This is a genomic window from Streptomyces sp. NBC_00637, from assembly GCF_045161545.1.
In the GTDB taxonomy this organism is placed as follows: domain Bacteria; phylum Actinomycetota; class Actinomycetes; order Streptomycetales; family Streptomycetaceae; genus Streptomyces.
This window is the reverse complement of the sequence record NZ_CP109046.1, coordinates 3,609,863-3,632,077: the sequence shown is the minus strand read 5'-3', so window position 1 is coordinate 3,632,077 and position 22,215 is coordinate 3,609,863. Positions and strand designations below refer to the sequence as shown.

Annotated in this window: 22 protein-coding genes and 3 pseudogenes; 8 read left to right on the top strand and 17 right to left on the bottom strand. The window is 72.2% G+C overall.

All coding sequences use genetic code 11. From position 1 onward, the window contains the following. Positions 1 to 59 precede the first annotated feature (59 nt). The 3 genes and pseudogenes from OG440_RS15755 to OG440_RS15745 all read right to left on the bottom strand — a co-directional run. Positions 60 to 164, bottom strand: a pseudogene (locus tag OG440_RS15755) (BBE domain-containing protein); the annotation flags it as partial. A gap of 83 nt (positions 165 to 247) precedes the next feature. Next, a complete protein-coding gene (locus tag OG440_RS15750; protein ID WP_406011573.1) occupies positions 248 to 691 on the bottom strand; it encodes a hypothetical protein in 444 nt (147 codons plus the stop codon). A 46-nt stretch (positions 692 to 737) separates the two neighbouring features. Next, positions 738 to 965, bottom strand: a pseudogene (locus OG440_RS15745) (FAD-binding protein); the annotation flags it as partial. Between the two features lie 188 nt (positions 966 to 1,153). On the opposite strand from OG440_RS15745, the gene hemB reads away from it, so the two are divergent. Further along, entirely contained in the window at positions 1,154 to 2,146 is a 993-nt protein-coding gene (hemB, locus tag OG440_RS15740) for a porphobilinogen synthase (protein ID WP_406007455.1), read from the top strand. Between the two features lie 23 nt (positions 2,147 to 2,169). On the opposite strand, the gene OG440_RS15735 is transcribed toward hemB, so the two are convergent. Then, positions 2,170 to 2,910, bottom strand: coding sequence for a DUF4232 domain-containing protein (locus tag OG440_RS15735; RefSeq protein WP_406007454.1), 741 nt, complete (start codon positions 2,908 to 2,910; stop codon positions 2,170 to 2,172). Between the two features lie 188 nt (positions 2,911 to 3,098). On the opposite strand from OG440_RS15735, the gene OG440_RS15730 reads away from it, so the two are divergent. After that, positions 3,099 to 4,412: a helix-turn-helix domain-containing protein gene (locus tag OG440_RS15730; RefSeq protein WP_406007453.1), complete on the top strand. Its 1,314-nt coding sequence runs from the start codon at positions 3,099 to 3,101 to the stop codon at positions 4,410 to 4,412. On the opposite strand, the gene OG440_RS15725 is transcribed toward OG440_RS15730, so the two are convergent. Then, positions 4,352 to 4,618: a hypothetical protein gene (locus OG440_RS15725; RefSeq protein WP_406007452.1), complete on the bottom strand. Its 267-nt coding sequence runs from the start codon at positions 4,616 to 4,618 to the stop codon at positions 4,352 to 4,354. The genes OG440_RS15730 and OG440_RS15725 overlap by 61 nt on opposite strands. A gap of 307 nt (positions 4,619 to 4,925) precedes the next feature. Here OG440_RS15725 and OG440_RS15720 point away from each other — a divergent pair, with 307 nt between their 5' ends. After that, positions 4,926 to 6,215, top strand: coding sequence for a PLP-dependent aminotransferase family protein (locus OG440_RS15720; RefSeq protein ID WP_406007451.1), 1,290 nt, complete (start codon positions 4,926 to 4,928; stop codon positions 6,213 to 6,215). A 6-nt stretch (positions 6,216 to 6,221) separates the two neighbouring features. Here the strand turns inward: OG440_RS15720 and OG440_RS15715 are convergent, their stop codons facing one another. From OG440_RS15715 to OG440_RS15700, 4 genes are all read right to left on the bottom strand, one after another. Next, positions 6,222 to 7,007 (bottom strand): DUF4253 domain-containing protein, encoded by a 786-nt coding sequence (locus OG440_RS15715; RefSeq protein ID WP_406007450.1) that lies wholly within the window; start codon positions 7,005 to 7,007, stop codon positions 6,222 to 6,224. A 70-nt stretch (positions 7,008 to 7,077) separates the two neighbouring features. Next, on the bottom strand, positions 7,078 to 7,242 hold the full coding sequence (locus OG440_RS15710; protein ID WP_406007449.1) for a hypothetical protein: 165 nt from the start codon (positions 7,240 to 7,242) through the stop codon (positions 7,078 to 7,080). 96 nt (positions 7,243 to 7,338) lie between these two features. Beyond that, a complete protein-coding gene (locus OG440_RS15705) occupies positions 7,339 to 8,205 on the bottom strand; it encodes a helix-turn-helix domain-containing protein (RefSeq protein WP_406007448.1) in 867 nt (288 codons plus the stop codon). Further along, positions 8,202 to 9,095: a peptidoglycan-binding protein gene (locus tag OG440_RS15700; protein WP_406007447.1), complete on the bottom strand. Its 894-nt coding sequence runs from the start codon at positions 9,093 to 9,095 to the stop codon at positions 8,202 to 8,204. The genes OG440_RS15705 and OG440_RS15700 overlap by 4 nt, the downstream gene beginning before the upstream one ends. Positions 9,096 to 9,330: 235 nt before the next feature. Here OG440_RS15700 and OG440_RS15695 point away from each other — a divergent pair, with 235 nt between their 5' ends. After that, positions 9,331 to 9,774 carry a peptidoglycan-binding protein gene (locus OG440_RS15695; RefSeq protein ID WP_406007446.1) on the top strand — a complete coding sequence of 148 codons (444 nt, stop codon included), beginning with the start codon at positions 9,331 to 9,333 and terminating at the stop codon, positions 9,772 to 9,774. Positions 9,775 to 9,867: 93 nt separating this feature from the next. Here the strand turns inward: OG440_RS15695 and argS are convergent, their stop codons facing one another. After that, positions 9,868 to 11,637: an arginine--tRNA ligase gene (argS, locus tag OG440_RS15690; RefSeq protein WP_406007445.1), complete on the bottom strand. Its 1,770-nt coding sequence runs from the start codon at positions 11,635 to 11,637 to the stop codon at positions 9,868 to 9,870. 140 nt (positions 11,638 to 11,777) lie between these two features. Here argS and lysS point away from each other — a divergent pair, with 140 nt between their 5' ends. Beyond that, positions 11,778 to 13,520 (top strand): lysine--tRNA ligase, encoded by a 1,743-nt coding sequence (gene lysS, locus OG440_RS15685; protein WP_406007444.1) that lies wholly within the window; start codon positions 11,778 to 11,780, stop codon positions 13,518 to 13,520. 84 nt (positions 13,521 to 13,604) lie between these two features. Here lysS and OG440_RS15680 read toward each other — a convergent pair whose 3' ends face one another. The 3 genes from OG440_RS15680 to OG440_RS15670 all read right to left on the bottom strand — a co-directional run bounded on the left by OG440_RS15680 (position 13,605) and on the right by OG440_RS15670 (position 16,897). Further along, positions 13,605 to 14,900, bottom strand: a complete 1,296-nt coding sequence (locus tag OG440_RS15680) for a DUF2637 domain-containing protein (RefSeq protein WP_406007443.1) — start codon at positions 14,898 to 14,900, stop codon at positions 13,605 to 13,607. 76 nt (positions 14,901 to 14,976) lie between these two features. Next, positions 14,977 to 15,951, bottom strand: coding sequence for a DUF3558 domain-containing protein (locus OG440_RS15675; protein ID WP_406007442.1), 975 nt, complete (start codon positions 15,949 to 15,951; stop codon positions 14,977 to 14,979). Positions 15,952 to 16,069: 118 nt separating this feature from the next. Next, positions 16,070 to 16,897: a DUF3558 domain-containing protein gene (locus OG440_RS15670; RefSeq protein ID WP_406007441.1), complete on the bottom strand. Its 828-nt coding sequence runs from the start codon at positions 16,895 to 16,897 to the stop codon at positions 16,070 to 16,072. Between the two features lie 204 nt (positions 16,898 to 17,101). On the opposite strand from OG440_RS15670, the pseudogene OG440_RS15665 reads away from it, so the two are divergent. Then, positions 17,102 to 18,294 (top strand): annotated as a pseudogene (locus tag OG440_RS15665) (RtcB family protein). A gap of 69 nt (positions 18,295 to 18,363) precedes the next feature. On the opposite strand, the gene OG440_RS15660 reads toward OG440_RS15665, so the two are convergent. The 4 genes from OG440_RS15660 to OG440_RS15645 all read right to left on the bottom strand — a co-directional run bounded on the left by OG440_RS15660 (position 18,364) and on the right by OG440_RS15645 (position 21,060). Then, on the bottom strand, positions 18,364 to 19,632 hold the full coding sequence (locus OG440_RS15660) for a GNAT family N-acetyltransferase (protein WP_406007440.1): 1,269 nt from the start codon (positions 19,630 to 19,632) through the stop codon (positions 18,364 to 18,366). A 26-nt stretch (positions 19,633 to 19,658) separates the two neighbouring features. Next, entirely contained in the window at positions 19,659 to 19,874 is a 216-nt protein-coding gene (locus tag OG440_RS15655; RefSeq protein WP_406007439.1) for a hypothetical protein, read from the bottom strand. Next, on the bottom strand, positions 19,871 to 20,647 hold the full coding sequence (locus OG440_RS15650) for an SDR family NAD(P)-dependent oxidoreductase (protein ID WP_406007438.1): 777 nt from the start codon (positions 20,645 to 20,647) through the stop codon (positions 19,871 to 19,873). The genes OG440_RS15655 and OG440_RS15650 overlap by 4 nt, the downstream gene beginning before the upstream one ends. Positions 20,648 to 20,721: 74 nt before the next feature. Next, positions 20,722 to 21,060 carry a YnfA family protein gene (locus OG440_RS15645; protein WP_406007437.1) on the bottom strand — a complete coding sequence of 113 codons (339 nt, stop codon included), beginning with the start codon at positions 21,058 to 21,060 and terminating at the stop codon, positions 20,722 to 20,724. Between the two features lie 134 nt (positions 21,061 to 21,194). On the opposite strand from OG440_RS15645, the gene OG440_RS15640 reads away from it, so the two are divergent. Next, positions 21,195 to 21,668 (top strand): hypothetical protein, encoded by a 474-nt coding sequence (locus tag OG440_RS15640; protein ID WP_406007436.1) that lies wholly within the window; start codon positions 21,195 to 21,197, stop codon positions 21,666 to 21,668. A gap of 68 nt (positions 21,669 to 21,736) precedes the next feature. Next, positions 21,737 to 22,210 (top strand): MarR family winged helix-turn-helix transcriptional regulator, encoded by a 474-nt coding sequence (locus OG440_RS15635; RefSeq protein ID WP_406007435.1) that lies wholly within the window; start codon positions 21,737 to 21,739, stop codon positions 22,208 to 22,210. The last annotated feature ends 5 nt before the right edge of the window (positions 22,211 to 22,215 follow it).

The window sequence follows — 22,215 nt, the reverse complement described above, 5'->3', positions numbered from 1 at the left end:
TCCCTGGGGGCCGTACCGCCCCCAGGGCCTCGTTTCCCTCCGGAAGAGGGGCCTCGTCCTCACCCGCCGGACAGGCCGGTGGGGGCGGTCACCGGGTGGCCGTGACGCAGCAGGTTCCGGGGGTCGTAACCCGACTTCAGGGCACGTAGACGGTCGTGGACCTCCGGGGTCCACGCGCGGGCGCGGTCGGCCTAGTCGCCCGGGGTGCCGTGCAGGTTGACCATCGTGCGGCCCGTGCCGTACCGAGTCATCCGGTGTACAGGGCGGCCGTGGCCGCCTCCACCGCGGCGGCGGCCTCCGGGCCGGCCAGGACGCCGACCGACTCCAGCAGGAACGCCGCGTCGCGGGCGCAGACCGCGTCCTCGACGGCGGCCGGTTCGGCCGGCGCGCCGCCCATGTGCCGCGGCTCGACCATCAGGAGCGGGTGGTCGCGGCCGGCGTCCGGGCCCGCCTGCCGGAGCAGGGTGTCCACGGCCGCGGGGGTCGGCTCGCGCAGCAGGGCGCAGCTCTCGCGTGCGGGGATGGGGTCCTGCGGGTCCTGGTAGATCTCGTCGACCCCGCGGTAGTCCAGTTCGGCCACCGTGTCGAACTCGACCGGCGCGGCCGCGCGCAGCGGCGCAAGCAGGGGTTCCGCCTCGGCCGGGTCGCCGGTCCAGGCGACCGCGACGCGGGCGAGGAAACGGCCGCGCATCGGCTCCGGGATGATCGGCGGAGCCGTTGAGCGCGGCGAGGCCGTGCGGGACCGAGGCCTCCAGCGGCAGCCGCCACTTCACACCGGCGCCGACGGTCGCGGTGCGTGCCCCGACGTCGATCGACACGTCGGTCATCCGGGCGGTGTTGATCAACAGGCCGCCGTCCACCGGGAAGTCGGCGCCGTGTCCGGTGGCCTGGACGGCGGCGGGAGTGCCGGTGGCGGCGGCCCCGCGCATGGCCGTCCCGACGTCGTCGGCGTCGATCGCGCCCACGACGATGTCGGGGGTGTGCCGGGCCGCGAGGCTGAACGCGGCGACCTCGGCGTCGTACCCGTCGTCGCCGGGGCGCAGCACCGGGCCGCGCACGCCGGAGAGGGCGAACAAGTCGGGGGGGGGGTGGCTCCCGCGGGCCGACGGGGCGTCGGCAAAGGTGCCCCCGGGCCGGGCGTAGCGTAGAAGCCATGACGAAGTACGGATCCTTCCCCGGTACGCGTCCCCGGCGGCTGCGCACCACCCCGGTCATGCGGCGCATGGTCGCGGAGACCCGGCTGCACCCGGCCGACCTCATCCTGCCCGCGTTCGTGCGGGAGGGCGTGAGCGAGCCGGTGCCGATCCAGGCCATGCCCGGGGTCGTGCAGCACACGCGCGACAGCCTGAAGAAGGCAGCGCTGGAGGCCGTCGAGGCGGGGGTCTCCGGGATCATGCTCTTCGGGGTGCCGGAGGAGTCCAAGAAGGACGCGCTCGGCACGCCCGGGACCGACCCGGACGGGATCCTCCAGGTCGCCCTCCGGGACGTGCGGGCCGAGGTCGGGGACGACCTGCTCGTCATGTCCGACGTGTGCCTGGACGAGACGATCGATCACGGGCACTGCGGGGTCCTGGACGAGCAGGGGCGCGTCGACAACGACGCCACCCTGGAGCGGTACGCCGAGATGGCGCAGGTCCAGGCCGACGCGGGCGCCCACGTCGTCGGGCCCAGCGGGATGATGGACGGCCAGATCGGCGTCATCCGCGACGCCCTCGACCAGATCGGCCGGGAGGACGTGGCGATCCTCGCGTACACCGCCAAGTACGCCTCCGCCTTCTACGGGCCCTTCCGGGAGGCCGTGGGCTCGTCCCTGAAGGGCGACCGCAAGACCTACCAGCAGGATCCGGCGAACCTCCGCGAGTCGATGCGCGAGCTGGCGCTGGACCTGGAGGAGGGCGCCGACATGGTCATGGTGAAGCCGGCCGGCCCCTACCTCGACGTCCTGGCCCGGGTCGCCGACGCCGTGGACGTGCCGGTCGTCGCCTACCAGATCTCCGGCGAGTACTCGATGGTCGAGGCCGCAGCCGAGAAGGGCTGGATCGACCGTGACCGGGCCATCCTCGAGACGCTGACCGGTGTCAAGCGCGCCGGAGCGCGGAACATCCTCACCTACTGGGCCACCGAAGTGGCCCAGAAGCTCCGGTAGTTCGTCCGCCTGTTCCTCCGCTTTCACCAGGACAGAGCGTCGTCCATGTCCTGCTGCCAGAAGGTCACCGCGAGGGAGCTGTCGTAGTAGACGCCCTTGGCGGGCAGCGGCGGCGTCGCGGAGGCGCCGCCTTCGCTGTTCGGGGTGTAGCCCTGGAAGGCGATCGTCAGCTTCTCGGCGGTCTGTCCGCCGTCTCCGCTGCCGTCGGCGGCGGACAGCAGGACGCCCGCGTAGCCGGACTCGCCGGGCGCGAGGGTCGTCACCGCCTGCGGCTGCGTCTCCTTGGCGGCCTGCGGCACCCACTGCATCTCGTCGAAGCGCACGACCGGGTAGTAGGTCAGATCGCAGATCTTGCCGCCGGTGTTGGTCACCGTGATCAGCATGTGGTTGAGCGGGCGGGCCACCGGCTGTGCGGTGACCTCGGTGTTCGAGCCGTTGCAGAGGACGCGGGCGTCGGAGGCGGTGTCGTCGGCCTTGCCGCCCGTCGTCCCGCCGCCCGTGGTGCCGGCCGTCTTGCCGCCCGAGGTGCTGCCCGTGTCGCCGGACGAGCCGGTCGAGCCCGTCGTGTCCTTCGCCGGGGCGGTGCCGGTGCCGGTTCCCGTGCTCTCGTCCGTGCCGGGGGTGGGCTGTGCCGCCGTGGCCGTCGACGACGCCGGGTGCGACGCGCCCTCGTCCTTCACGCCCGTCCCGTTCTCGCAGGCCGTGAGCGCGAGGGCGGTCAGGGCGGTGAGGGCGAGCAGGTGGCTGGTGCGGCGGATACGCATCGTGAAGTCCTCTTCCGGAATGCCGTGTTGAAGCGGCGTGCTTGGATGGCCAAAGCTTGTGGGGGGATCCGTCCCGGCCGCCACGTCCGGCGGGCCATCAGGGACGCTGGAACGCCGGCAATGGGTCTGACCTGGGGAAACGGACCGTCCCTGGAACGCGGGGATGGGACATGGGGAGTGGAGGAACGGTGTCTGCGACCGAGTTCGCCGAGCTGCTGCGGGAGTTGAAGGAGCGCTCCGGGCTGAGCTACGGAATGCTCGCGAAACGGCTCCACATGAGTACGTCGACGCTGCACCGCTACTGCAACGGGGACGCCGTCCCCACCGACTACGCGCCCGTGGAGCGGCTGGCGCGGCTCTGCAAGGCGTCGCCCCAGGAGCTCGTCGAGCTGCACCGGCGATGGGTGCTGGCGGACGCGGTGCGGGGGAGGAAGGCGAGTACGGCCGAGGCGGACGCCGTCGCGGGGGCGGCGGTCGGGGTCACCGGGGTCGCGGACCCCGGGGTCGCGGACGCCGAGGTCGCGGACGCCGGGGTCGGCGAAGCGGTCGTCGAGGTCGTGGGGGACGAGCGGACCCGTCCCACCCGCCGTTCCCTGGCCCTCGCCGGGGCCGGGGCGGTGGCGGCCCTCGGTTCGGTGGCCCTGGCGCTCGCCCTGACCCTGCCGTCCGGCGGATCCGGGGGATCCGGCGAGGGGGACGGTGTCGGTGCGGCGGGGGCCGCGCCGTCCGTGCAGGGGCGGGGCACGGGGAGGACATCGTCGCCGTCCGCCTCGCCGTCCGGTTCCGGGTCGTCGTCCGCCTCGGCCCCGGTCTCGGGATCCGCCTCCCCGTCGGGCTCCGCCACCGCCGGTTCCTCGACGGCGCCGGGTGCGGGAGCCGACGACACCGTCCCGCTGACGGTGACCACCCGGCCGTACGCCTGGGAAAGCCCCTGCAGCCAGCGCTATCTGATCGAGCAGGGGCCGGGCCGGGTCGCGCCGCCGCCCGTCGAGGAGGACGCGCCCGCGTGGGTGGCCCGGCACCATGCCGTGTCGGCGGGCGAGCAGTTTCTGGAGCTCACCGTGCAGGGGACCGGCGAGGAGACCGTCGTCGTGGACGGCCTGACGGTGCGGACCGTCGCCAAGGGCGCGCCGCTCGCCTGGAACGACTACGCCATGGGCTACCCGGGCGTCGGCTGCGGCGGGGGTGTGCCGACGCGCGCGTTCTCCGTCGCCCTCGACGCGGAGCGTCCGGCCCTGGTGCCCGAGGCGGGACATCGCGACTTCCCGTTCAAGGTGAGCGAGTCCGACCCGGAGGTCTACTACGTCACCGCCGACGCCTCGGCGTACGACGTGCGCTGGTACCTGGAGCTGTCCTGGTCCAGCGGTTCACGACACGGCACGCTGACGATCGACGACGAGGGCAGGCCGTTCCGCACGAGCGGTGAGAACGGGCGGCCCGACTACGAGTTCCCGCTCGGCGGTTCCGCGTGGGGGCGGGCGGGAGCCTCGCCGACGCCGTAGGCGCGGGGTCCCGTCGGGGTGCCGGCTCCGGTCTCGGTCCCGGTCCGGGTGCCGGTCCCCGTCGGGGTGCCGGCGCCCGACGGGCCCTCGTCGCGCAGGCCCTGACCGTCGTGGCACGCGGTGAGGGCGAGCGCCGCGGCGGCGGTCAGTCCGACGGCGAGCAGTCGGACGCGGCGTCGGGTGGGGGGAGTGGGGCGTGTGGGCATGGGGCAAGCCTGAGTCGTACGGCCTCCGACCTTCCACATCCGTCGCGCAAGTCGGGACGCCGGTCCGGTCCCATGCCGTCCGACCTGCGATGACGGTGTCCCGACGGGACGGGATCCGGGACGCCCGACTGCCCAGGGAGGGCGCCTCGTCCGCAGAGTCCGCGGGGATCGGCTCCACCCGGGCACACCCCGCCCGTGTCTACGACGTGTTCCTCGGCGGCGGGACGACCACCCGGCGGACCGCGCGCCGCCGTCCACATGGCAGAAACCCGTGTGTAGGCAGCATGCATCTCTCTAGGGTGCGGGCATGACTGTCGCAGCCGAGTCGCCCGAAGCCCCCGCCCCCGACTCCCTTCACGCCTCCGTCCCCCTCCCCGCGCACGCCGCCGCTCATGTCCCGGTTGCCGCCCCCGTTCCCGCATCCGTGCCCTCGTTGGCCGCCCGGGTCCGGTCGGTCGGTGGTTCGCCCGTGCGGGACATCCTCGCCGTCACCGCCCGCCCCGAAGTGATCAACTTCGCGGGCGGTCTGCCCGCGCCCGAGTTGTTCGACCGCGAGGGTGTGGCCGCCGCGTTCCGGTACGCGCTGGAGGAGGCCCCGGCCCGGGCACTGCAGTACGCCACGACCGAGGGTGAGCCGGTCCTGCGTGAGCGGCTGGCGGCCCGGACGGCGGCACGCGGGCTGCCCACGACCGCCGAGGACCTCCTCGTCACCACGGGTTCCCAGCAGGCCCTTTCCCTGCTGGCGACCGCTCTCCTCGACCCCGGTGACACGGTGCTCGTCGAGGCACCCTGCTACCTGGCCGCCCTTCAGGTCTTCGGCCTGGCGGGCGCGAGGATCGTCGCGGTGCCCGGCGACGCGGACGGCCCGGACCCCGAGGCGCTCGCCGACCTGGTGGTCCGTGAACGGCCCAAGCTCCTCTACACCGTCCCCACCTTCCAGAACCCCACCGGCCGCACGCTGCCCGCCGAGCGCCGTGCCGCGGTCGCCGCCGTCGCCGCCCGGCACGGTCTGTGGATCGTCGAGGACGACCCCTACGGCGAACTCCGCTACGACGGCGAGCGCGTCCCCTGGATCGCCGCCCACCCCGACGCCCGCGACCGTACGGTCCTCCTCGGGTCCTTCTCCAAGGTCATGGCACCCGGCATCCGGCTGGGCTGGCTGCGCGCGCCGGCCGACCTGCGCCGGGCCTGCGCCGTCGCCAAGCAGGCCGCCGACCTGCACACCCCGACCGTCAACCAGCTCGCCGCGGCACGGTATCTGACCGCTTTCGATCTGGACGCGCACGTGGCCCGGGTCGCCGCCGTGTACCGGGAGCGCCGGGACGCCATGCTCGCGGGCCTCGCGGACGCGCTGCCGGCGGGGTCGGTGTGGACCCGTCCCGAGGGCGGCATGTTCCTCTGGGTCCGCCTTCCCGAGCGCTACGACACCACGGCCCTCCTCCCGCAGGTCGTCGCCCAGGACGTGGCGTACGTCCCCGGCGCTCCCTTCTACGCCGGTGAACCCGACCACTCGACCCTGCGCCTGTGCTTCGTGACGCAGACTCCCGAGGAGATCGGGGAGGGGCTGCGCCGGCTGGGGCGGGGGCTCACGGGGTAGCGCGGATCAGTCCCACCAGAAGGTCCAGGTGGGCTCGCCGACGAGCTGCCGGGCGTAGGCCTCCAGGGTGCCCGGGCCCTGGAGGACGTTGTCCGGGCAGAACGCGAAGTGCTCGGCGGCGATCCGCTCCGCCTCCGCCAGGGTGCCGGGCGGGGCCGCGACGGACACGGCCAGGATGTCGAAACCGAGGCCGACGACCCGTATGCCGAAGCGGTCCTCCCAGGAGCGCAGGACGGCGCACAGCCGCGCGGTGTCGTTCTCGTGGTTGACCGGGCCCGACCAGCCGACGGCCGCCGGGACGTCCGCGCTGCGGCGGGCGGGCACCAGCGCGACATGCGGCGACCCGAACCAGGAAGCCCCCTGCTCCGCGAGGATGTCGGCGATCTGCGCGGCGCGTGCGTCCGGATCCGCCGTCAGGGTGCCGGGCGCGGCGAGACCCGGCCACTCCTCGCCGTCCGCCGCGCACTCCTCCCAGTACTCCGCGAGGACCTCCTCCGCGTCGTGATCCCCGGGATACGACACCTCGGCGGGCATCAACTCCCATCCCGACGGGCCGCCTCGGGACCCGCCGAGGTCGACCAGGACGGGAACCAGCCCGGCCCGTCCCGCCGTCGCGCCCAGAGCCGTCCAGTTGCCGGAGGAGGCGGACTGTTCCGCGTGCCACAGCAACGGCTCGTGCCACACGCCCTCGTCGGTCGTGTCGATCAGCCGGCCCGGCGGGAGCTGGAGGCCGAGGGAGCGGCCGCTGGGATCGGAGGCCAGCTTGGGGAGCGGATTGGGAAGAGTCGCCATGCCGGTGACTGTAAAGGCAGGCACTGACAGTGGCCCGGGGCGGTGCGACCCGTCCGGTCCACGACGGCCGTCAGGCGGAGTGTCTCGCGCGTCGGCGGCGCCAGAGGTGCGTCAGCCAGATGCCCAGGCCGACGAGCGGGAGGACGACGACGGCCGGGATGACCACTCCGGCGCCTCCGATCAGCAGGAAGCCGATCAGGGCGTCGCCGATCGAGGGGTCGTCCGCGCCGCCCAACCGCTGCTCCTCGCCCGTGTGTTCGCCCTTGCGCTATCAGGTCGTCGAGGGGTGGGACGCGTGGGTGCGAGGAGTCGGTTCCGGCCGGGCCGCCGGTCAGTCCACCCGGGCCTCGAAGCACTCCTGGCCGCCGCCGGCCTGCGCGGGCAGGAAGCAGGCCCGGACGACGGTTCCCGGACGGGTCGCCGTCATCGGGGTGTGGATGTAGGTGTCCGCCTCGGCACGGTTCCTCACTCGGACGACGCGGCCCCGCAGTTCGACCCCGTCGCCGATCCGCGCGCCCCACATGCGTACCCAGCTGGTTCCGCACACCCTGCTGTACCGCAGTTGGATCGAGGCACCCGTGGAACTGAGGTGCTCCGACAGGGTTGCGGGCTCGGCGCCGCATTTCGTGACCGCCGGGTCCTTGCCCTCGCAGGCGGTGTCCCGGCAGGTCGGGCCGGTGGCGGACGCGGGCGCCGACGCCGACGGCCGTGCCCCCTCGTCCGGGTGGGGGAGGAGGAGAAGGGTGAGGACGACCGCCCCGAACACCAGGGCGGACACCGTGGCGAGGACCGCCACGGCCGTCACCCCCCGATGGCCGGACGGGGGGAACGCCTCAGGGGCGGGCTCCGACGGGGGCGCGGGCGCGAGGGCGGGGCCAGGCGCAGGCGAGGGTTCGGGAACCAGGGGTGGCGGGGCGGTGCGGTGGGGCCGTGCCGGCTCCTTCGGCCCGCTGTTCTCCGACTTCGCGATCTCCCACAGCGCCAGACACCGTCCGTCCGGTTCCCCGGCGAGGCGGCACAGCTCCTCCACCGCCGGGCGGGGCGGCAGCGTCCTGCCGTTGAGATAGCGCTCCCAGGACGACTTGCTGTACGCGGTCTTGGCCGCGAGGGCCGCCAGGCTGAGGCCGGTGCGTCGCCTCGACTCCCTCAGCGCCGCCGCCAGCCGCTCGCCGCCGGGTGACGGCGCCGGCTGCCTCATCCTCGCAGGGCCTTCCAGGTGAGCGGTCCGACCATGCCGTCCGGGACCAGGCCGGACCGCTTCTGCAGGGCCTTGACCGCACGTTGCGTCAGGGGACCGAACATCCCGTCGATGCCACCCGGCGAGATGCCCGCCCGGCGCAGCAGGCACTGCGCCTCGGCCACGCCGGGGCCGGTGCTGCCGTAGGCGACTTCGGCGTCCGGGGTGCGGCTGATGCCCGCGTACCAGAGGCCGTCGACCCGCTGGATCCTGCACGTGTACACGGGAGCCGGTGCGGAGGTCGTGACGGCGGCCGGGACGGGGGAGGCCACCGCCGGTCCGTCCTCGTGGGCGTCGAGACGCAGGGCCAGCAGGACGGTCGAGGAGACGGCCAGCACCAGGGCGACCGCTCCCGCCCCGAGCGCGATGCGCAGCGAACGCCCGGCGGCCGGCCCGATTCCGGCTCCCGCCGCCGAGGTTCCCGACGCCACCAGTACGTCGGACTCGGCCGACTCCGGCGACGCGGCCGACTCCGGCGACGCGGCCGACTCCGGCGACGCGGCCGACTCCGGCGCCTCGGCGGGCGACGGCGAAGGTGCGGGTGCGGGTGTGGAGGTGCGGCTGTTGTTCCAGGTGCCGGCGGCGACTTCGTGCAGCGCGAGCAGCCGGACCGGATCGGCGCCGCGGATCCGGGCCAGCGCCGCCACGGCCGCCCGGGGCGGCAGCGAACTGCCGCCCAGATAGCGCTCCCACGACTTCTGGCTGTACCCCGTCCTCGCGGCCAGCTGCCGCATGCTCAGCTCGCCGTGGTCCTTCAGCGCGCGTAACTGCTCCGCCAACTGCTGTGCGTGCGGGTTCGGTTCGGCGGGCAGAGCTTCGCGGCGCGGCATGTTCCCCCCAGGTGCGGTCATGATCAGCGACCCCCCGCTGCGTCGCATTCTGCATGAGCATGCCGACGTCTGCCACAGCCGTCCCACCGGGCCGTCCCGGGGGATGGTGTCCGCGCAGGTCAGCGCGTAACGCGTCCCGGATGGCCGTCAGTTGGGCAGAGACCGTGGCGGCCGCCGGTGGCCGCCCAGCACTCTCGAGTCGTCACCTGCTCCTCCGCCGGGCCAGGTGTCCACCCACGATCCGAAAGAGGACCACATGCGATCGCATGCCCTGGCCAGGACCATCGTCAGCCTCACCGCCGTCGCCGGCATCGCCGCCGGGAGCCTGGCTGCCGCGGGCACCGGCTACGCGGCGCCCGCGACGGCCGCCCGGACGGCAGTGGGCGCCCCCACCGCCGTACTCGCGACGGAGAACTTCGGCCTGACCACCGCCGAGGCCAAGAACGTCCAGGAGTTCCTGGCGGACTACTGGGGCTACACCGACTCGATCGACGGGCAGCTGGGCACCAACAGCTGGAAGGCGTTCCAGCGCTGCCTCAAGACGTACTGGGGCTACACCGGCGCCATCGACGGCGACCCCGGCACCAACACGATCAAGGCGCTCCAGCGGCTCCTGAAGGACGACTACGGCTACACCGGCGCGATCGACGGCATCGCCGGAGCCGGGACCCGCGCGGCGTTCAAGCGGTTCGCCGCCTGACGCACCCCGAAACGGCCGCGACCCGTCCTCCCCGACAACGGGGGGTGGAGGACGGGTCGTGGTGCGTGGTTCGCTCTGGTCGGCGCCGGTCGGTCAGAGCTTGTCCGGCGTCCGGATGCCCAGCAGGGCCATGCCCAGGTGGAGGGTGCGGGCCGTGAGGTCCACCAGGAACAGGCGGTTCTCGACGACCTCCGGCGAGTTGTCGGGGGACAGCACATGGCACTGGTCGTAGAACGTCGTCAGGTGCGAGGCCAGCTGGTACAGGTACGCGGCCAGCTTGTGCGGCTCGTACGCCGCCGCCACCTCGTGCACCGTCTCGCCGAACTGGTCCAGGTGCAGGCCCAACGCCCGCTCCGCCGGGGCCAGTCCCAGCTCCGGGTGAGCGACCGGGCGGGCCTCGCCGGCCTTGCGCAGGATCGACTGGACACGGGCGTACGCGTACTGGAGGTAGACGGACGTGTCGCCGTTCAGCGAGACCATCTGGTCCAGGTCGAACTTGTAGTCCCGCACGGCGGACGTCGACAGGTCGGCGTACTTCACCGCGCCGACGCCCACGTACCGGCCGTTCTCCACGATCTCCGGCTCGGTCAGGCCGACCTTCACGGCCTTCTCCCGGACCACCGTCGTGGCCCGCTCGACCGCCTCGTCGAGCAGGTCGACCAGCTTGACCGTCTCGCCCTCACGGGTCTTGAACGGCTTGCCGTCCTTGCCGAGGACCGTGCCGAACGCCAACTGGTGCGCCTTGACGTCCTCGTTCAGCCAGCCCGCCCTGCGTGCCGTCTCGAAGACCATCTTGAAGTGCAGCGACTGACGGGCGTCCACCACGTACAGCAGCGTGTCCGCCTTGAGCTGGAAGACACGGTCGCGGATGGCCGACAGGTCGGTCGCCGCGTAGCCGTAGCCGCCGTCCGACTTCTGCACGATCAGCGGGACCGGGTTGCCGTCCGGCCCCTTGACGTCCTCGAAGAAGACGCAGAGGGCGCCCTCGGAGCGGACCGCGACCCCGGACTCCTCCAGCAGACGGCAGGTCTCCGCCAGCATGTCGTTGTAGCCCGACTCGCCGACGATGTCCTCGTCCCGGACCTCCATGTCCAGCTTCTCGAAGACCGAGAAGAAGTAGATCTTCGACTCGTCGACGAACTTCTGCCAGGTCGCGAGCGTGTGCGGGTCGCCCGCCTGGAGGTCCACCACCCGGCGCCTGGCCCGGGTCTTGAACTCCTCGTCCGCGTCGAACAGCCTGCGCGCGGCCTTGTAGAGGCGGTCGAGGTTCGACATCGCCTCCTCGCCGCTCACCTGGGACTCCTTGTGGTCCAGCTCGTGCGGGTGCTCGTCCAGGTACTGGATGAGCATGCCGAACTGGGTGCCCCAGTCGCCGATGTGGTGCCGGCGGACCACGCTCTCGCCGGTGAACTCCAGGATCTGCACGGTCGCGTCGCCGATGACCGCCGACCGCAGATGACCGACGTGCATCTCCTTCGCCACGTTCGGCTGGGCGTAGTCGATGACCGTCGTGCCCGGCGCGGCGGCGTGCGGCACGCCCAGGCGGTCCGCGTCCGCGTACCGCGCCGCGAGGTTCCGCGTGATCGCGCCGTCGGTGATCGTCACGTTCAGGAAGCCGGGGCCCGAGACCTCGATCTCCTCGATCAGGTCACCCGTGACCACGTGCGACACGACCTGCGTCGCCAGCTCCCGCGGGTTCGCCTTCGCCTTCTTGGCCAGCGCCAGGATGCCGTTGGCCTGGAAGTCGGCCCGGTCGCTTCGTCGCAGCAGCGGGTCCGCGCCGGCGGCCTCCGGCAGCGTGGCCGAGAGAGCGGACGAGAGGTGCTGTTCGACGGAGTGACTGAGGGACGTGACCGGGGCCATAGGAGTGGGTGCCGTTCTCCTCGTGGGGATGGATGGGCACCGTCAGTATCCCATGGGGGGTAAAGGGGTTTTCCCGGGCGCGGGGCTGTCTGGGACAATGGAACGCACTTCAAACCTGGAAGCCTTCAGAACAAGAGGACGTGCCGATCGTGGCTCCGAGCACCGAGACCACCGACTGGGTCTCCCGTTTCGCGGATGAGGTCATCGAGGAGTCGGAGCGTCGAGCCCCTGGCAAACCCGTGGTCGTCGCGTCCGGACTCTCCCCTTCCGGTCCCATCCACCTCGGCAACCTCCGCGAGGTCATGACCCCACACCTGGTCGCCGACGAGGTCCGCCGCCGCGGACACCGGGTACGCCACCTGATCTCCTGGGACGACTACGACCGCTTCCGCAAGGTGCCGCAGGGCGTCGCGGGGGTCGACGACTCCTGGGCCGAGCACATCGGCAAGCCGCTGACCTCCGTCCCGGCCCCTCAGGGCTCGACGTACCCGAACTGGGCCGAGCACTTCAAGGCCGCGATGGTCGAGTCGCTGGCCGACCTCGGCGTGGAGTTCGACGGGATCAGCCAGACCGCGCAGTACACCTCCGGTGTCTACCGCGAGCAGATCCTGCACGCGATCAGGCACCGCGGTGACATCGACGCGATCCTCGACCAGTACCGCACCAAGAAGGCCCCGCCGAAGAAGCAGCAGCAGAAGCCGCTCGACGAGGCCGAGCTCGAGGCGGCGGAGGGGTCGGGCGCGGCCGACGAGGACGACGGCTCGTCCGGTTCGGCGGGCTACTTCCCGTACAAGCCCTACTGCGGCAACTGCGAGAAGGACCTCACCACGGTCACCTCGTACGTCGACGACACCACCGAGCTGTCCTACACCTGCACCGCCTGCGGATTCGCCGAGACCGTGCGGCTGAACGAGTTCAACCGCGGCAAGCTGGTCTGGAAGGTCGACTGGCCGATGCGCTGGGCGTACGAGGGCGTCGTCTTCGAGCCGAGCGGCGTCGACCACTCGTCCCCCGGGTCCAGCTTCCAGGTGGGCGGCCAGATCGTCGGCATCTTCGGCGGCAAGCAGCCCATCGGGCCCATGTACGCCTTCGTCGGCATCAGCGGCATGGCGAAGATGTCGTCCTCCAAGGGCGGTGTCCCCACCGCCGCGGACGCCCTGAAGATCATGGAGCCGCAGCTCCTGCGCTGGCTCTACGCCCGCCGCCGCCCCAACCAGTCCTTCAAGATCGCCTTCGACCAGGAGATCCAGCGGCTCTACGACGAGTGGGACAAGCTGGACGCCAAGGTCGCCGACGGATCGGCGCTCCCGGCCGACCTCGCCGCGCACACCCGCGCCGTGGGCACCGCCGCCGGGGAGCTGCCGCGCACCGTCCGGCCGCTGCCCTACCGCACCCTGGCCTCCGTCGCCGACATCACCGCCGGACACCAGGACCAGGCGCTGCGGATCCTCTCCGACCTCGACCCGGAGAACCCGCTCGGCTCCCTCGACGAGGCGCGGCCCCGGTACGACAAGGCCGAGGCGTGGATCAACACCCACGTCCCCGCCGACCAGCGCACCATCGTGCGCGCCGAGGCCGACGCCGAGCTGCTGAAGTCCCTCGACGAGGCCTCACGGGAGTCCCTGCGGCTCCTGCTCGACGGGCTCGCCGACCACTGGTCGCTCGACGGTCTCTCGCACCTCGTCTACGGCGTGCCCAAGGTCCAGGCCGGGTTCTCCGCCGACGCCACGCCCAAGGAACTCCCGCCGGAGATCAAGACCGCCCAGCGGACGTTCTTCGCGCTGCTCTACCACCTGCTGGTGGGGCGTGACACCGGGCCGCGGCTGCCCACCCTGCTGCTGGCCGTCGGCCAGGAGCGGGTGCGGACCCTGCTCGGGGAGTAGACCGCGTCGTACGAGGAGGGGGCGCCCGGTGCAACACCGGGCGCCCCCTCCTCGTACGCGCGGGTCACGCGTCGTCCGCGCGGATCACGCGATGTGGTCCTCCTCCAGCTCCGTGTTGAAACGGTGCTGGAAGCGTTCCGTGAGGGTTTTCAGAGCGCTGGGGCTCATGGTCGTGCCGTAGGTCGCCTGGATGTTGTCGCCGAGGACGCCGGGCGTGGGGAAGCTGCCGTCTATCGACTGACGGAACACCTGGTAGTACGCCTCCTCGTCCGGCTCGACCACCGGGGTGCCGCCGCCCTCACCGAGCTCGCGGCTGCGGCCCGGACCCACCGGGATGGGGAACGAACCCGTCTCCTCCGGCGAGGGCTCCTGCGCCGGAGGCTCCTCCTGGTACTGGTCCTGGTACTGCTCGGCCTGCTGCTGCTCCTCGTACCACTGCGCGTACTGCTCCGAGGGGTCGTAGGTGGGGTCGTAGCCGCCCTGGTAGGCGACCTCGTGCGGCGCCTGGAACCACGGGCTCTGCTCCTCCTCCGTGGGCGCGGGCGCCTGACCGGGCGGCCGGGCCTGCGGTGCCTGCCGGGGCACGGAAGCCGCCTCGACGGCCCGGACACCGGCGTCGAGCGGGGCGGCCGCCGTCAGCTCCTGCGGAGGCGCGGCCGCGGCCAGCGGCGCCGGAGGGAGCACGGCCGGCTCTATGCCCGCCGCGGCCAGTCCCGCCGGGGCGGTCTCCGCCAGCGGGACGCCGTAACGGGCCAGCCGCAGTGGCATCAGCGACTCCACCGGCGCCTTGCGGCGCCAGGCACGGCCGAAGCGGGAACGCAGCCTCGCCTGGTAGACGAGACGTTCCTGCTCCAGCTTGATCACCTGCTCGTAGGAGCGCAGCTCCCACAGCTTCATACGGCGCCAGAGCAGGAACGTGGGCAGCGGGGAGAGCATCCAGCGCGTGAGGCGCACGCCCTCCATGTGCTTGTCCGCCGTGATGTCCGCGATCCGGCCGATCGCGTGCCGGGCCGCCTCGACGGACACCACGAACAGGATCGGGATCACCGCGTGCATCCCCGTGCCCAGCGGGTCCGGCCAGGCCGCCGCGCCGTTGAAGGCGATCGTCGCCGCTGTCAGCAGCCACGCCGTCTGCCGCAGCAGCGGGAACGGGATGCGGATCCAGGTCAGCAGCAGATCCAGGGCCAGCAGGACGCAGATACCCGCGTCGATACCGATCGGGAACACATACGAGAAGTTGCCGAAGCCCTTCTCGAGGGCCAGTTCCCGGACGGCCGCGTACGAACCGGCGAAGCCGATGCCGGCGATGACCACGGCGCCGGCCACGACCACGCCGATGAGAACGCGGTGCGTCCGGGTCAGCTGTATTGGCGCGGACACCCGTACTCCCCTCCCCTTGCGTCTTCTTGCGCGCAACAGGGTGGCACATGTGTGCGGCGCACGTGTTGCCGGTCCGTCAGCTCTTCGCGGAAGCGGAAGCCTTCGGGGCCGCCGCGGCCGCCTTGGAGGCCGTCGCCTTCGGGGTCGCCGACGAGGACTTGGAGGGCGTCGCCCGCGGGGTGGAGGAGGCCGACTTCGACGGGGCTGGGCTCGACGGGCTCTTGGTCGAGGTGTCCGAACCGCCGTCGCCACCCTCGCCGTTGGCCGAGCGCACCGAGGCCACCGCCTCCTTGGCCGCCTTCTCCGCCGACTTCGTCAGGGTGTCCGCGCTCGGCGTCTTGTCGCCCGCCAGACCGGCGCCGTTGTAGTCGAGCGTGAGCACGACGTTCTCGACACGGACCACGACCGTCTGCTGCTTGAAGGCGCCTTCCGACTTCTTCAGGTCGTAGCGCACCGACGTCGCCTCGTCACCCGTCGCGGTCACCGGCGCCGACTTCACGTTCTTCGCGCCCGACACCGCCTGGGCGTCCTTGACCTGCTTCGCGTAGTACGTCTTCGCCTGCGTCTCGCCGGCACCGGTCGTCGCGTCGGACTCGAAGCGCAGCAGCGAAACGTTCAGCCAGCGGAACTGCGAGCCCTTCACACCGTTGTTGGCCAGGCTGGACCAGGAACAGCTGGCCCGGGCCGCGGTGTCGCTGGACGTCCCCTCCTTGCCCGCGGCCGACGCCTTCGGCACCAGCTCGGTCAGGGTCTTCTTCGACACCACCGCACACGCCTCGGGCAGCGTCTTGTACGCCGCCGCCTGCACGGTCGGCGCGGCGCTCACCGCGGAGTCGGGGCCGGCACCGGTCGTGGCGCCGGTGTCCTTCGCGTCGTCGCCCGAGCCGGAGTCCGAGGAGCAGCCCGCGGCGATCAGCACCACCGGGACGGCGACCACCGCGGCCAGGAGGCGGTTCAGCCCTCCGGACCGGTTCACTCGCTCGGCACGCTGCTCGCGCTGGTCAAACTGGCCGTCTCGCTGGGCTCGTCGCTGCATGGTTCCTTCACTCATGACGCTCGTGGTTCCTGCGGTCGGATCGGGTCCGAGGAGCCACCGTAGTCGGTGAAGAAGCTGTGCGGTTCCGCTTCGAAGGCTTTGCGCGGGGGTCACGAACCGGGCCGAAGTGCCCTCAGCCGGCCAGCGAGTCGGCGAGCTGCGCGGCCAGTTTCCGGGCCTTGTCCTGCATGTCCTCGCTGTCGGGCACCGTGCCGACGGTCGCGGGCTGCTCCTCGTACTCGATGGTCACCATGACGTTGGACGTGCGGAACGCCACAGTCACCGTGCGCTGCTTGGCCGTCGAACCGGAGCTGCTGAGCGCGTCGTCGACGAACGCCTCGTCGCCCAGGTCCTCCAGCAGGCGGGGTTGCAGGGCTGCGGGGGGAACGGTGGAGGAGGGCGAGGCCGACGTGGAGGCGCCGTTGGTGGGCGAGGTCGTCGTCGAGGGGGAGGGGCTCGAACTCGGGGAGGAGGAGCCGGTCGCCGCCCCCGTGGTGCTGGAAGCGGCGGGTACCGGGAGGTCGGCCGCGGTCACCTTCTGCGCGAAGAGGGCCTCGGCCTGGTTGTCGTCGCTCACGGCGTTGTCGTACGAGACGACCCGCTCGAAGTCGACGAGGAGATGGTCGGTGGCGTCCGTCGACTCCACCTTCCAACGGCAGCCCACCTTGCGGTCCGTGTCGAACGTCTGCGTCGCCTCGCCCGCGTAGGCCGCGTCGCGCTGCGCATCGTCGGCGAGCTGCTTGATGCCGGGCAGCAGCGAGTCGAGGGTGGACGCGCTCACCACACCGCAGGCCTCGGGAAGCGTGTCGTACTTGCCGGGCTGCGCCGCGGCGCTGGCCGTGCCCGCCTCGCCCGGGTTGGAGTTGTCCGTCGAGCCGCCTTCGTCCGAACCGCCGGTGCAGCCGGCCAGCAGCGCCGCGAGGAGCGCGACGACGCCGGGTACGTATGCCTTCCGCTGCACGGTCGGCTCCTCTCGACAGGTCGGGTGATGTGGGTGGGCCCGGTGTCCCCGCTGGTTATTCGCTTGCCGGACGGGGGCGGCCCCTGGAGACAATGTGTATCGCACGTGGAGCTGTGGATGCCGGTCCGCTGTCCTTTTCGTTGACCTTGGCACCAGTTTTGCGATGTAAGGCTTTTGTATTTAATCCGGGGGAATGAGGACGTTATGTCGTACGTGGAGATGCCGGGCGCGAAGGTGCCCATCCGCATGTGGGCCGACCCGGCCTCGGTCGAGGAGGGCGCGCTCCAGCAGCTGCGGAACGTGGCGACCCTGCCGTGGATCAAGGGGCTGGCGGTCATGCCGGACGTCCACTACGGCAAGGGCGCGACGGTCGGTTCGGTCATCGCGATGCAGGGCGCCGTCTGCCCCGCCGCGGTCGGCGTCGACATCGGGTGCGGAATGTCCGCGGTGAAGACCTCGCTGACGGCGAACGACCTGCCCGGCGACCTCTCGCGGCTCCGTTCGAAGATCGAGCAGGCGATCCCGGTGGGTCGGGGGATGCACGACACCGCGGTCGCGCCGGACCGGTTCCACGGGCTGGCCACCGGCGGGTGGGACGACTTCTGGCAGCGCTTCGACGGGGTCGCGGAGGCGGTCAAGTTCCGTGAGGAGCGTGCCGTCAAGCAGATGGGGACGCTCGGCTCCGGAAACCACTTCGTCGAAGTATGTACAGATACGTCCGGTTCCGTCTGGCTGATGCTGCACTCCGGTTCCCGCAACATCGGCAAGGAACTCGCCGAGTTCCACATCGGGGTGGCGCAGAAACTCCCGCACAACCAGGGCCTGATCGACCGTGATCTCGCCGTGTTCGTCGCGGACACCCCGCAGATGGCGGCCTACCGCAACGACCTGTTCTGGGCGCAGGAGTACGCGAAGTACAACCGCACGCTCATGATGGCGCTCCTGAAGACGTGGTCCGCAAGGAGTTCAAGAAGGCGAAGCCGGCCTTCGAGCAGGAGATCAGCGCGCACCACAACTACGTCGCCGAGGAGCGCTACGAGGGCATGGATTTGCTCGTGACCCGCAAGGGCGCGATCCGGGCCGGTTCCGGCGAGTACGGCATCATCCCGGGCTCGATGGGCACGGGTTCGTACATCGTGAAGGGCCTCGGCAACGAGAAGGCCTTCAACTCTGCCTCGCACGGCGCGGGTCGGCGGATGAGCCGGAACGCGGCCAAGCGCCGCTTCTCGACACAGGACCTGGAGGAGCAGACGCGGGGCGTGGAGTGCCGCAAGGACTCCGGCGTCGTGGACGAGATCCCGGCCGCCTACAAGCCGATCGAGCAGGTCATCGAACGGCAGCGGGATCTGGTGGAGGTCGTGGCGAAGCTGAAGCAGGTCGTGTGCGTGAAGGGCTGACACCGCGGGTCCGCGGTTGACCGTCGGTGAGGGGCCCGGGCCGGTTTCGGCCCGGGCCCCGCACGCGTCTCATCCTCGGCCGAGCCGCTTCTCCAGCAGGGTCACCGCGTACGGGCTGCCCGTGCCGCCCTCCTTCGCGCGCTGCTCGCCGACGACCGTGTAGCCCGCGGACTCGTAGTACGCGCGCAGGCGGGGGTTGGTGGAGAGGCAGTCGAGGCGGGCGTAGGGCCGGCCGGCCGCGGTGATGCGGGACTCGGCCTGGGCCAGCATCCGGCGGCCCGCACCCGGTGGGGCGATGTGCGGGGCCGTCATCAGGCGGTGGATGTAGCCGGCCTCGGGCGGGCGGGGGCCCCAGGCGGCCGGGTCGTCCCACCAGAGCTCGAACGCGCCCGCGACCGCGCCGTCCGCGTACGCCAACCAGACCTCGCCGTCGCGCATCCGGTCGACGAAGTGGGCCTCGGCCTTCTCGCCGGGCTGCCACTGCTCGATGCCCCGGGCCAGCTGCCACAGGGCCGCCGTGTCGCGCAGGCGGACCAGGAGGGGGGCGTCGAGCGGCTCCGCCCTGCGGTGGGTCAACTCCGGCCAGGTGGTGGGGGCCGGTTCCAGGAGGCGGTTGCGCAGGGTCGCCGACAGGGCCTCCGCGTCCCTGCCGAGGGCGTCCGTCACATACGACTCCAGCGAGCCGTACCGGGCCCGCAGCGCCTCCAGGAACAGGCGCATCACCGACTCGGGGGCCCGGCCGAAGGACGGCCACGCCGGGGAGCGGCCGTCGTTGCACGCACGCCATTCGGCGAGCAGGGCCGGGGCCGCCAGTTCCGTCAGGGAGAAGTCCTCGATGATCACCTCGTCCGGGACGCCGAGGAGGCCGAGGACGATGGCGGCCAGCTGGCCGGTGCGGTCCTTGCCGGAGGCGCAGTGGAAGACCACCGGCTCGTCCGCGTGCGCCTCCGCCACCAGTTCCAGCGCCGCCGCGATCTCCTTCGTGCCGTCCTGCGCCACCTCCATGAAGCGTGCGGAGAGGTACGGGCCGGGGTCCACGTCCGGCATCAACGCCGCCTGGTCGTAGGGGCGGTGCTCGATGCTGAGGTTCTGGTAGGTGAAGGAGGGGTGCTCCGGGACGCGGCCTCGGGCCTCCGCCTCCCAGGGGTGGCGCAGGTCGATCACCGTGCGGACGCCCAGGGCGAGGAAGCGGTCCCAGTCCGGGGTGCCCGGTCTCAGCTTGCCGAGCGAGTCAGCGCGGTACAGCCGGCCCGCGCGGACCCGGTGACCGCTGCTGGTCAAATACCCGCCCAGGTCACGGAAGTTGTGCAGCGTCTCGAACGGTATGTGTCTGTCCACGTGGAAACCCTAGGTCGCGGCGGTTGTCACTTCGCGTGGCGTACCGCGTAGATCATCACGAACGCCACGATGTGGATGCCGAAGAGGAAGTAGGCGAGGAAGACCCACATGTGGCGCTCGTCCTTCGTCTCCCGGGCGAGGCGGCGCTGTTCGAGCGAGCGCTGTTCCTGCGAGAGCCGATCCCCGGCGTCCGGGTCCCGGCCGGAGATCTCCTCCCCGACGGTCTCCTCTCCGGCGGTCACAGCTCCCGGTGGACCTTCGTGTTGGACGCCTGGGCGCGGGGGCGCAGGACGAGGAGGTCGACGTTGACATGGCTGGGGCGGGTGACCGCCCAGGTGATCGTCTCGGCCACGTCGGAGGCGGTGAGGGGTTCGGCGACACCTTCGTAGACCTTGGCGGCCCGGTCCGTGTCGCCGCCGAAGCGGGTGAGGGCGAACTCGTCGGTCCTGACCATGCCGGGCGCGATCTCGATCACGCGGACCGGCTGGCCGACGATCTCCAGGCGGAGGGTCTCGGCGAGGACGTGGCTGCCGTGCTTGGCGGCGACATAGCCGCCGCCGCCCTCGTACGTCCCGTGACCGGCGGTCGAGGACACCACGACGACCGTGCCGTCGCCGCTCGCCACCAGCTTGGGGAGCAGGGCCTGGGTGACGTTCAGGGTGCCGAGGACGTTCGTCTCGTACATCGTGCGCCAGTCGGCCGGGTCGCCGGTGGCGACGGGGTCGGCGCCGAGCGCGCCGCCCGCGTTGTTCACGAGGACGCCGATCGTCTTGAAGGCGCCGGCGAACTCGTCGACGGCGGCGCGGTCCGTGACGTCCAGCGGGTAGGCCGTCGCGGAGCCGCCCGACCGGGTGATCTCCTCGGCCAGCGCTTCGATGCGGTCCTTGCGGCGGGCGGTCAGGACGACCCGGTAGCCGGCCGCGGCGAGCTCCCGGGCGGTGGCGGCGCCGATTCCGCTGCTCGCACCGGTGACGACGGCGATGCGGGAGGCGGCGGACGGTGCGGCGGTGGCCATGGGCTGCTCCTCGTGCACGGGGTGCTCGACAGGGTGTTCGTTCGTTCGAGCGGTTGCCGCCCAGGGTATCGGGGTCAGCCGCCGTTCCTCGGGGCCCACATGATCACGGCCATCCCGGCGAGGCAGACCAGGGCACCGGTCACGTCCCAGCGGTCGGGGCGGTAGCCGTCGGCGACCGCGCCCCAGAGCAGGGAGCCGGCGACGAAGACGCCGCCGTACGCGGCGAGGATGCGGCCGAAGTGGGCGTCGGGCTGGAACGTGGCGACGAAGCCGTACGCGCCGAGGGCGAGGACACCGCCGGCCGCCCACAGCCAGCCCCGGTGCCCGCGTACGCCCTGCCAGACCAGCCATGCTCCGCCGATCTCGAAGAGCGCGGCGACGACGAACAGGGCCGCCGATCTGAGGATGAGCATGACCGCAGCTTGGCACGGCCGGGTGCTGTCACCTGTTGGAGGGCGCCTGCCGGGCGCGGGGCGTGGGATACATCCCCTTCGTACCCGGCCCTCCGGACCCGGGCGGTTTCGATCGAGGATCGAGGAGTGGTGACATGCGCTGGATGCGGGGTCTCGTGGTGTGGGGCGCGGTGCTGGCGGTGGGGTGGGGGTCCGCGCCCGCGTGGGCGGCGGGGGAGGCGACCGAGGCGGATCTGTCGTACCACGGCTCGGCCGTCATGCGCGGCGGCCGGGTCGACGTGCGGCTGACCCCGCGCAACCACGGTCCGGCGGACGTCTCCGACTCGACCGTGCGGTTGCGCTGGTCGGTGCCGTTGGCGGCCGGGGCGCAGCGGTTGCCGGCCGGCTGCGCGCGGACCGGCCGCCAGGAGGTGGTGTGCCGGACGGGGGCGCTGGCCGCCGACGCGCTGGGGGAGCGGATCGAGCTGGGGGTGCGGCTGCGGGGGCGGCCTACGGAGGTGACGATGGCGGTCGACACCCTGTGGGGCGGCGGGGCGGTGGACCGCAACCGGTCCAACGACCGGCAGCAGGTGCTGGTCCTGGACACCGGGGACGCGTACTTCTTCTGACGTTCGCGGAAGTGGGGCGTCGTACGATCTGCGGACGGCGCTGACGGCGGTGCCGACGAAGGGGTGCGATGTCCGGGAACGTGCGCTCGCGGCTGCTGGACGAGCTGGCCGTCGTGTCGCGTCGGTACGTGGCCGCGTACGCCCTGTTCAACCAGGCGCTCGCCGACCGCCTCGGGCTGCACCCCACGGATCTGCAGTGTCTGAACCTGCTGATGCTGGAGCGCGAGCCGGTGACGACGGGACGGGTCGCCGAGCTGACGGGACTGACCACCGGGTCGGCGACGCGGCTGGTGGACCGGCTGGAGAAGGCGGGATACGTCGTCCGGGAGCGGGACGCGGCCGACCGGCGGCGGGTCCTCGTGGTGCCGGTGCCGGAACGGATCGCCGAGTTCACGCGGATGTGGGAGCGGCTGGGCGGCGACTGGATGCCGCTCTTCGAGGACCTGGCGGACGGTGAACTCGCGGTGGTGGTGCGGCATATGCGGCGCACCGTGGAGTTCGGCGCGGAGCAGGTCGCACGGTTGCGGGAAGGCCGGGTGTAGGGGCG

Bases quoted from the DNA above. Each gene is read 5' to 3' on its own strand.
- OG440_RS15750 (WP_406011573.1), bottom strand. From the start codon at position 691: ATGCGCGGCCGTTTCCTCGCCCGCGTCGCGGTCGCCTGGACCGGCGAC.
- hemB (WP_406007455.1), top strand. From the start codon at position 1,154: ATGACGAAGTACGGATCCTTCCCCGGTACGCGTCCCCGGCGGCTGCGC.
- OG440_RS15735 (WP_406007454.1), bottom strand. From the start codon at position 2,910: ATGCGTATCCGCCGCACCAGCCACCTGCTCGCCCTCACCGCCCTGACC.
- OG440_RS15725 (WP_406007452.1), bottom strand. From the start codon at position 4,618: ATGCCCACACGCCCCACTCCCCCCACCCGACGCCGCGTCCGACTGCTC.
- OG440_RS15720 (WP_406007451.1), top strand. From the start codon at position 4,926: ATGACTGTCGCAGCCGAGTCGCCCGAAGCCCCCGCCCCCGACTCCCTT.
- OG440_RS15715 (WP_406007450.1), bottom strand. From the start codon at position 7,007: ATGGCGACTCTTCCCAATCCGCTCCCCAAGCTGGCCTCCGATCCCAGC.
- OG440_RS15705 (WP_406007448.1), bottom strand. From the start codon at position 8,205: ATGAGGCAGCCGGCGCCGTCACCCGGCGGCGAGCGGCTGGCGGCGGCG.
- OG440_RS15700 (WP_406007447.1), bottom strand. From the start codon at position 9,095: ATGACCGCACCTGGGGGGAACATGCCGCGCCGCGAAGCTCTGCCCGCC.
- OG440_RS15695 (WP_406007446.1), top strand. From the start codon at position 9,331: ATGCGATCGCATGCCCTGGCCAGGACCATCGTCAGCCTCACCGCCGTC.
- argS (WP_406007445.1), bottom strand. From the start codon at position 11,637: ATGGCCCCGGTCACGTCCCTCAGTCACTCCGTCGAACAGCACCTCTCG.
- OG440_RS15675 (WP_406007442.1), bottom strand. From the start codon at position 15,951: ATGAGTGAAGGAACCATGCAGCGACGAGCCCAGCGAGACGGCCAGTTT.
- OG440_RS15650 (WP_406007438.1), bottom strand. From the start codon at position 20,647: ATGGCCACCGCCGCACCGTCCGCCGCCTCCCGCATCGCCGTCGTCACC.
- OG440_RS15645 (WP_406007437.1), bottom strand. From the start codon at position 21,060: ATGCTCATCCTCAGATCGGCGGCCCTGTTCGTCGTCGCCGCGCTCTTC.
- OG440_RS15640 (WP_406007436.1), top strand. From the start codon at position 21,195: ATGCGCTGGATGCGGGGTCTCGTGGTGTGGGGCGCGGTGCTGGCGGTG.
- OG440_RS15635 (WP_406007435.1), top strand. From the start codon at position 21,737: ATGTCCGGGAACGTGCGCTCGCGGCTGCTGGACGAGCTGGCCGTCGTG.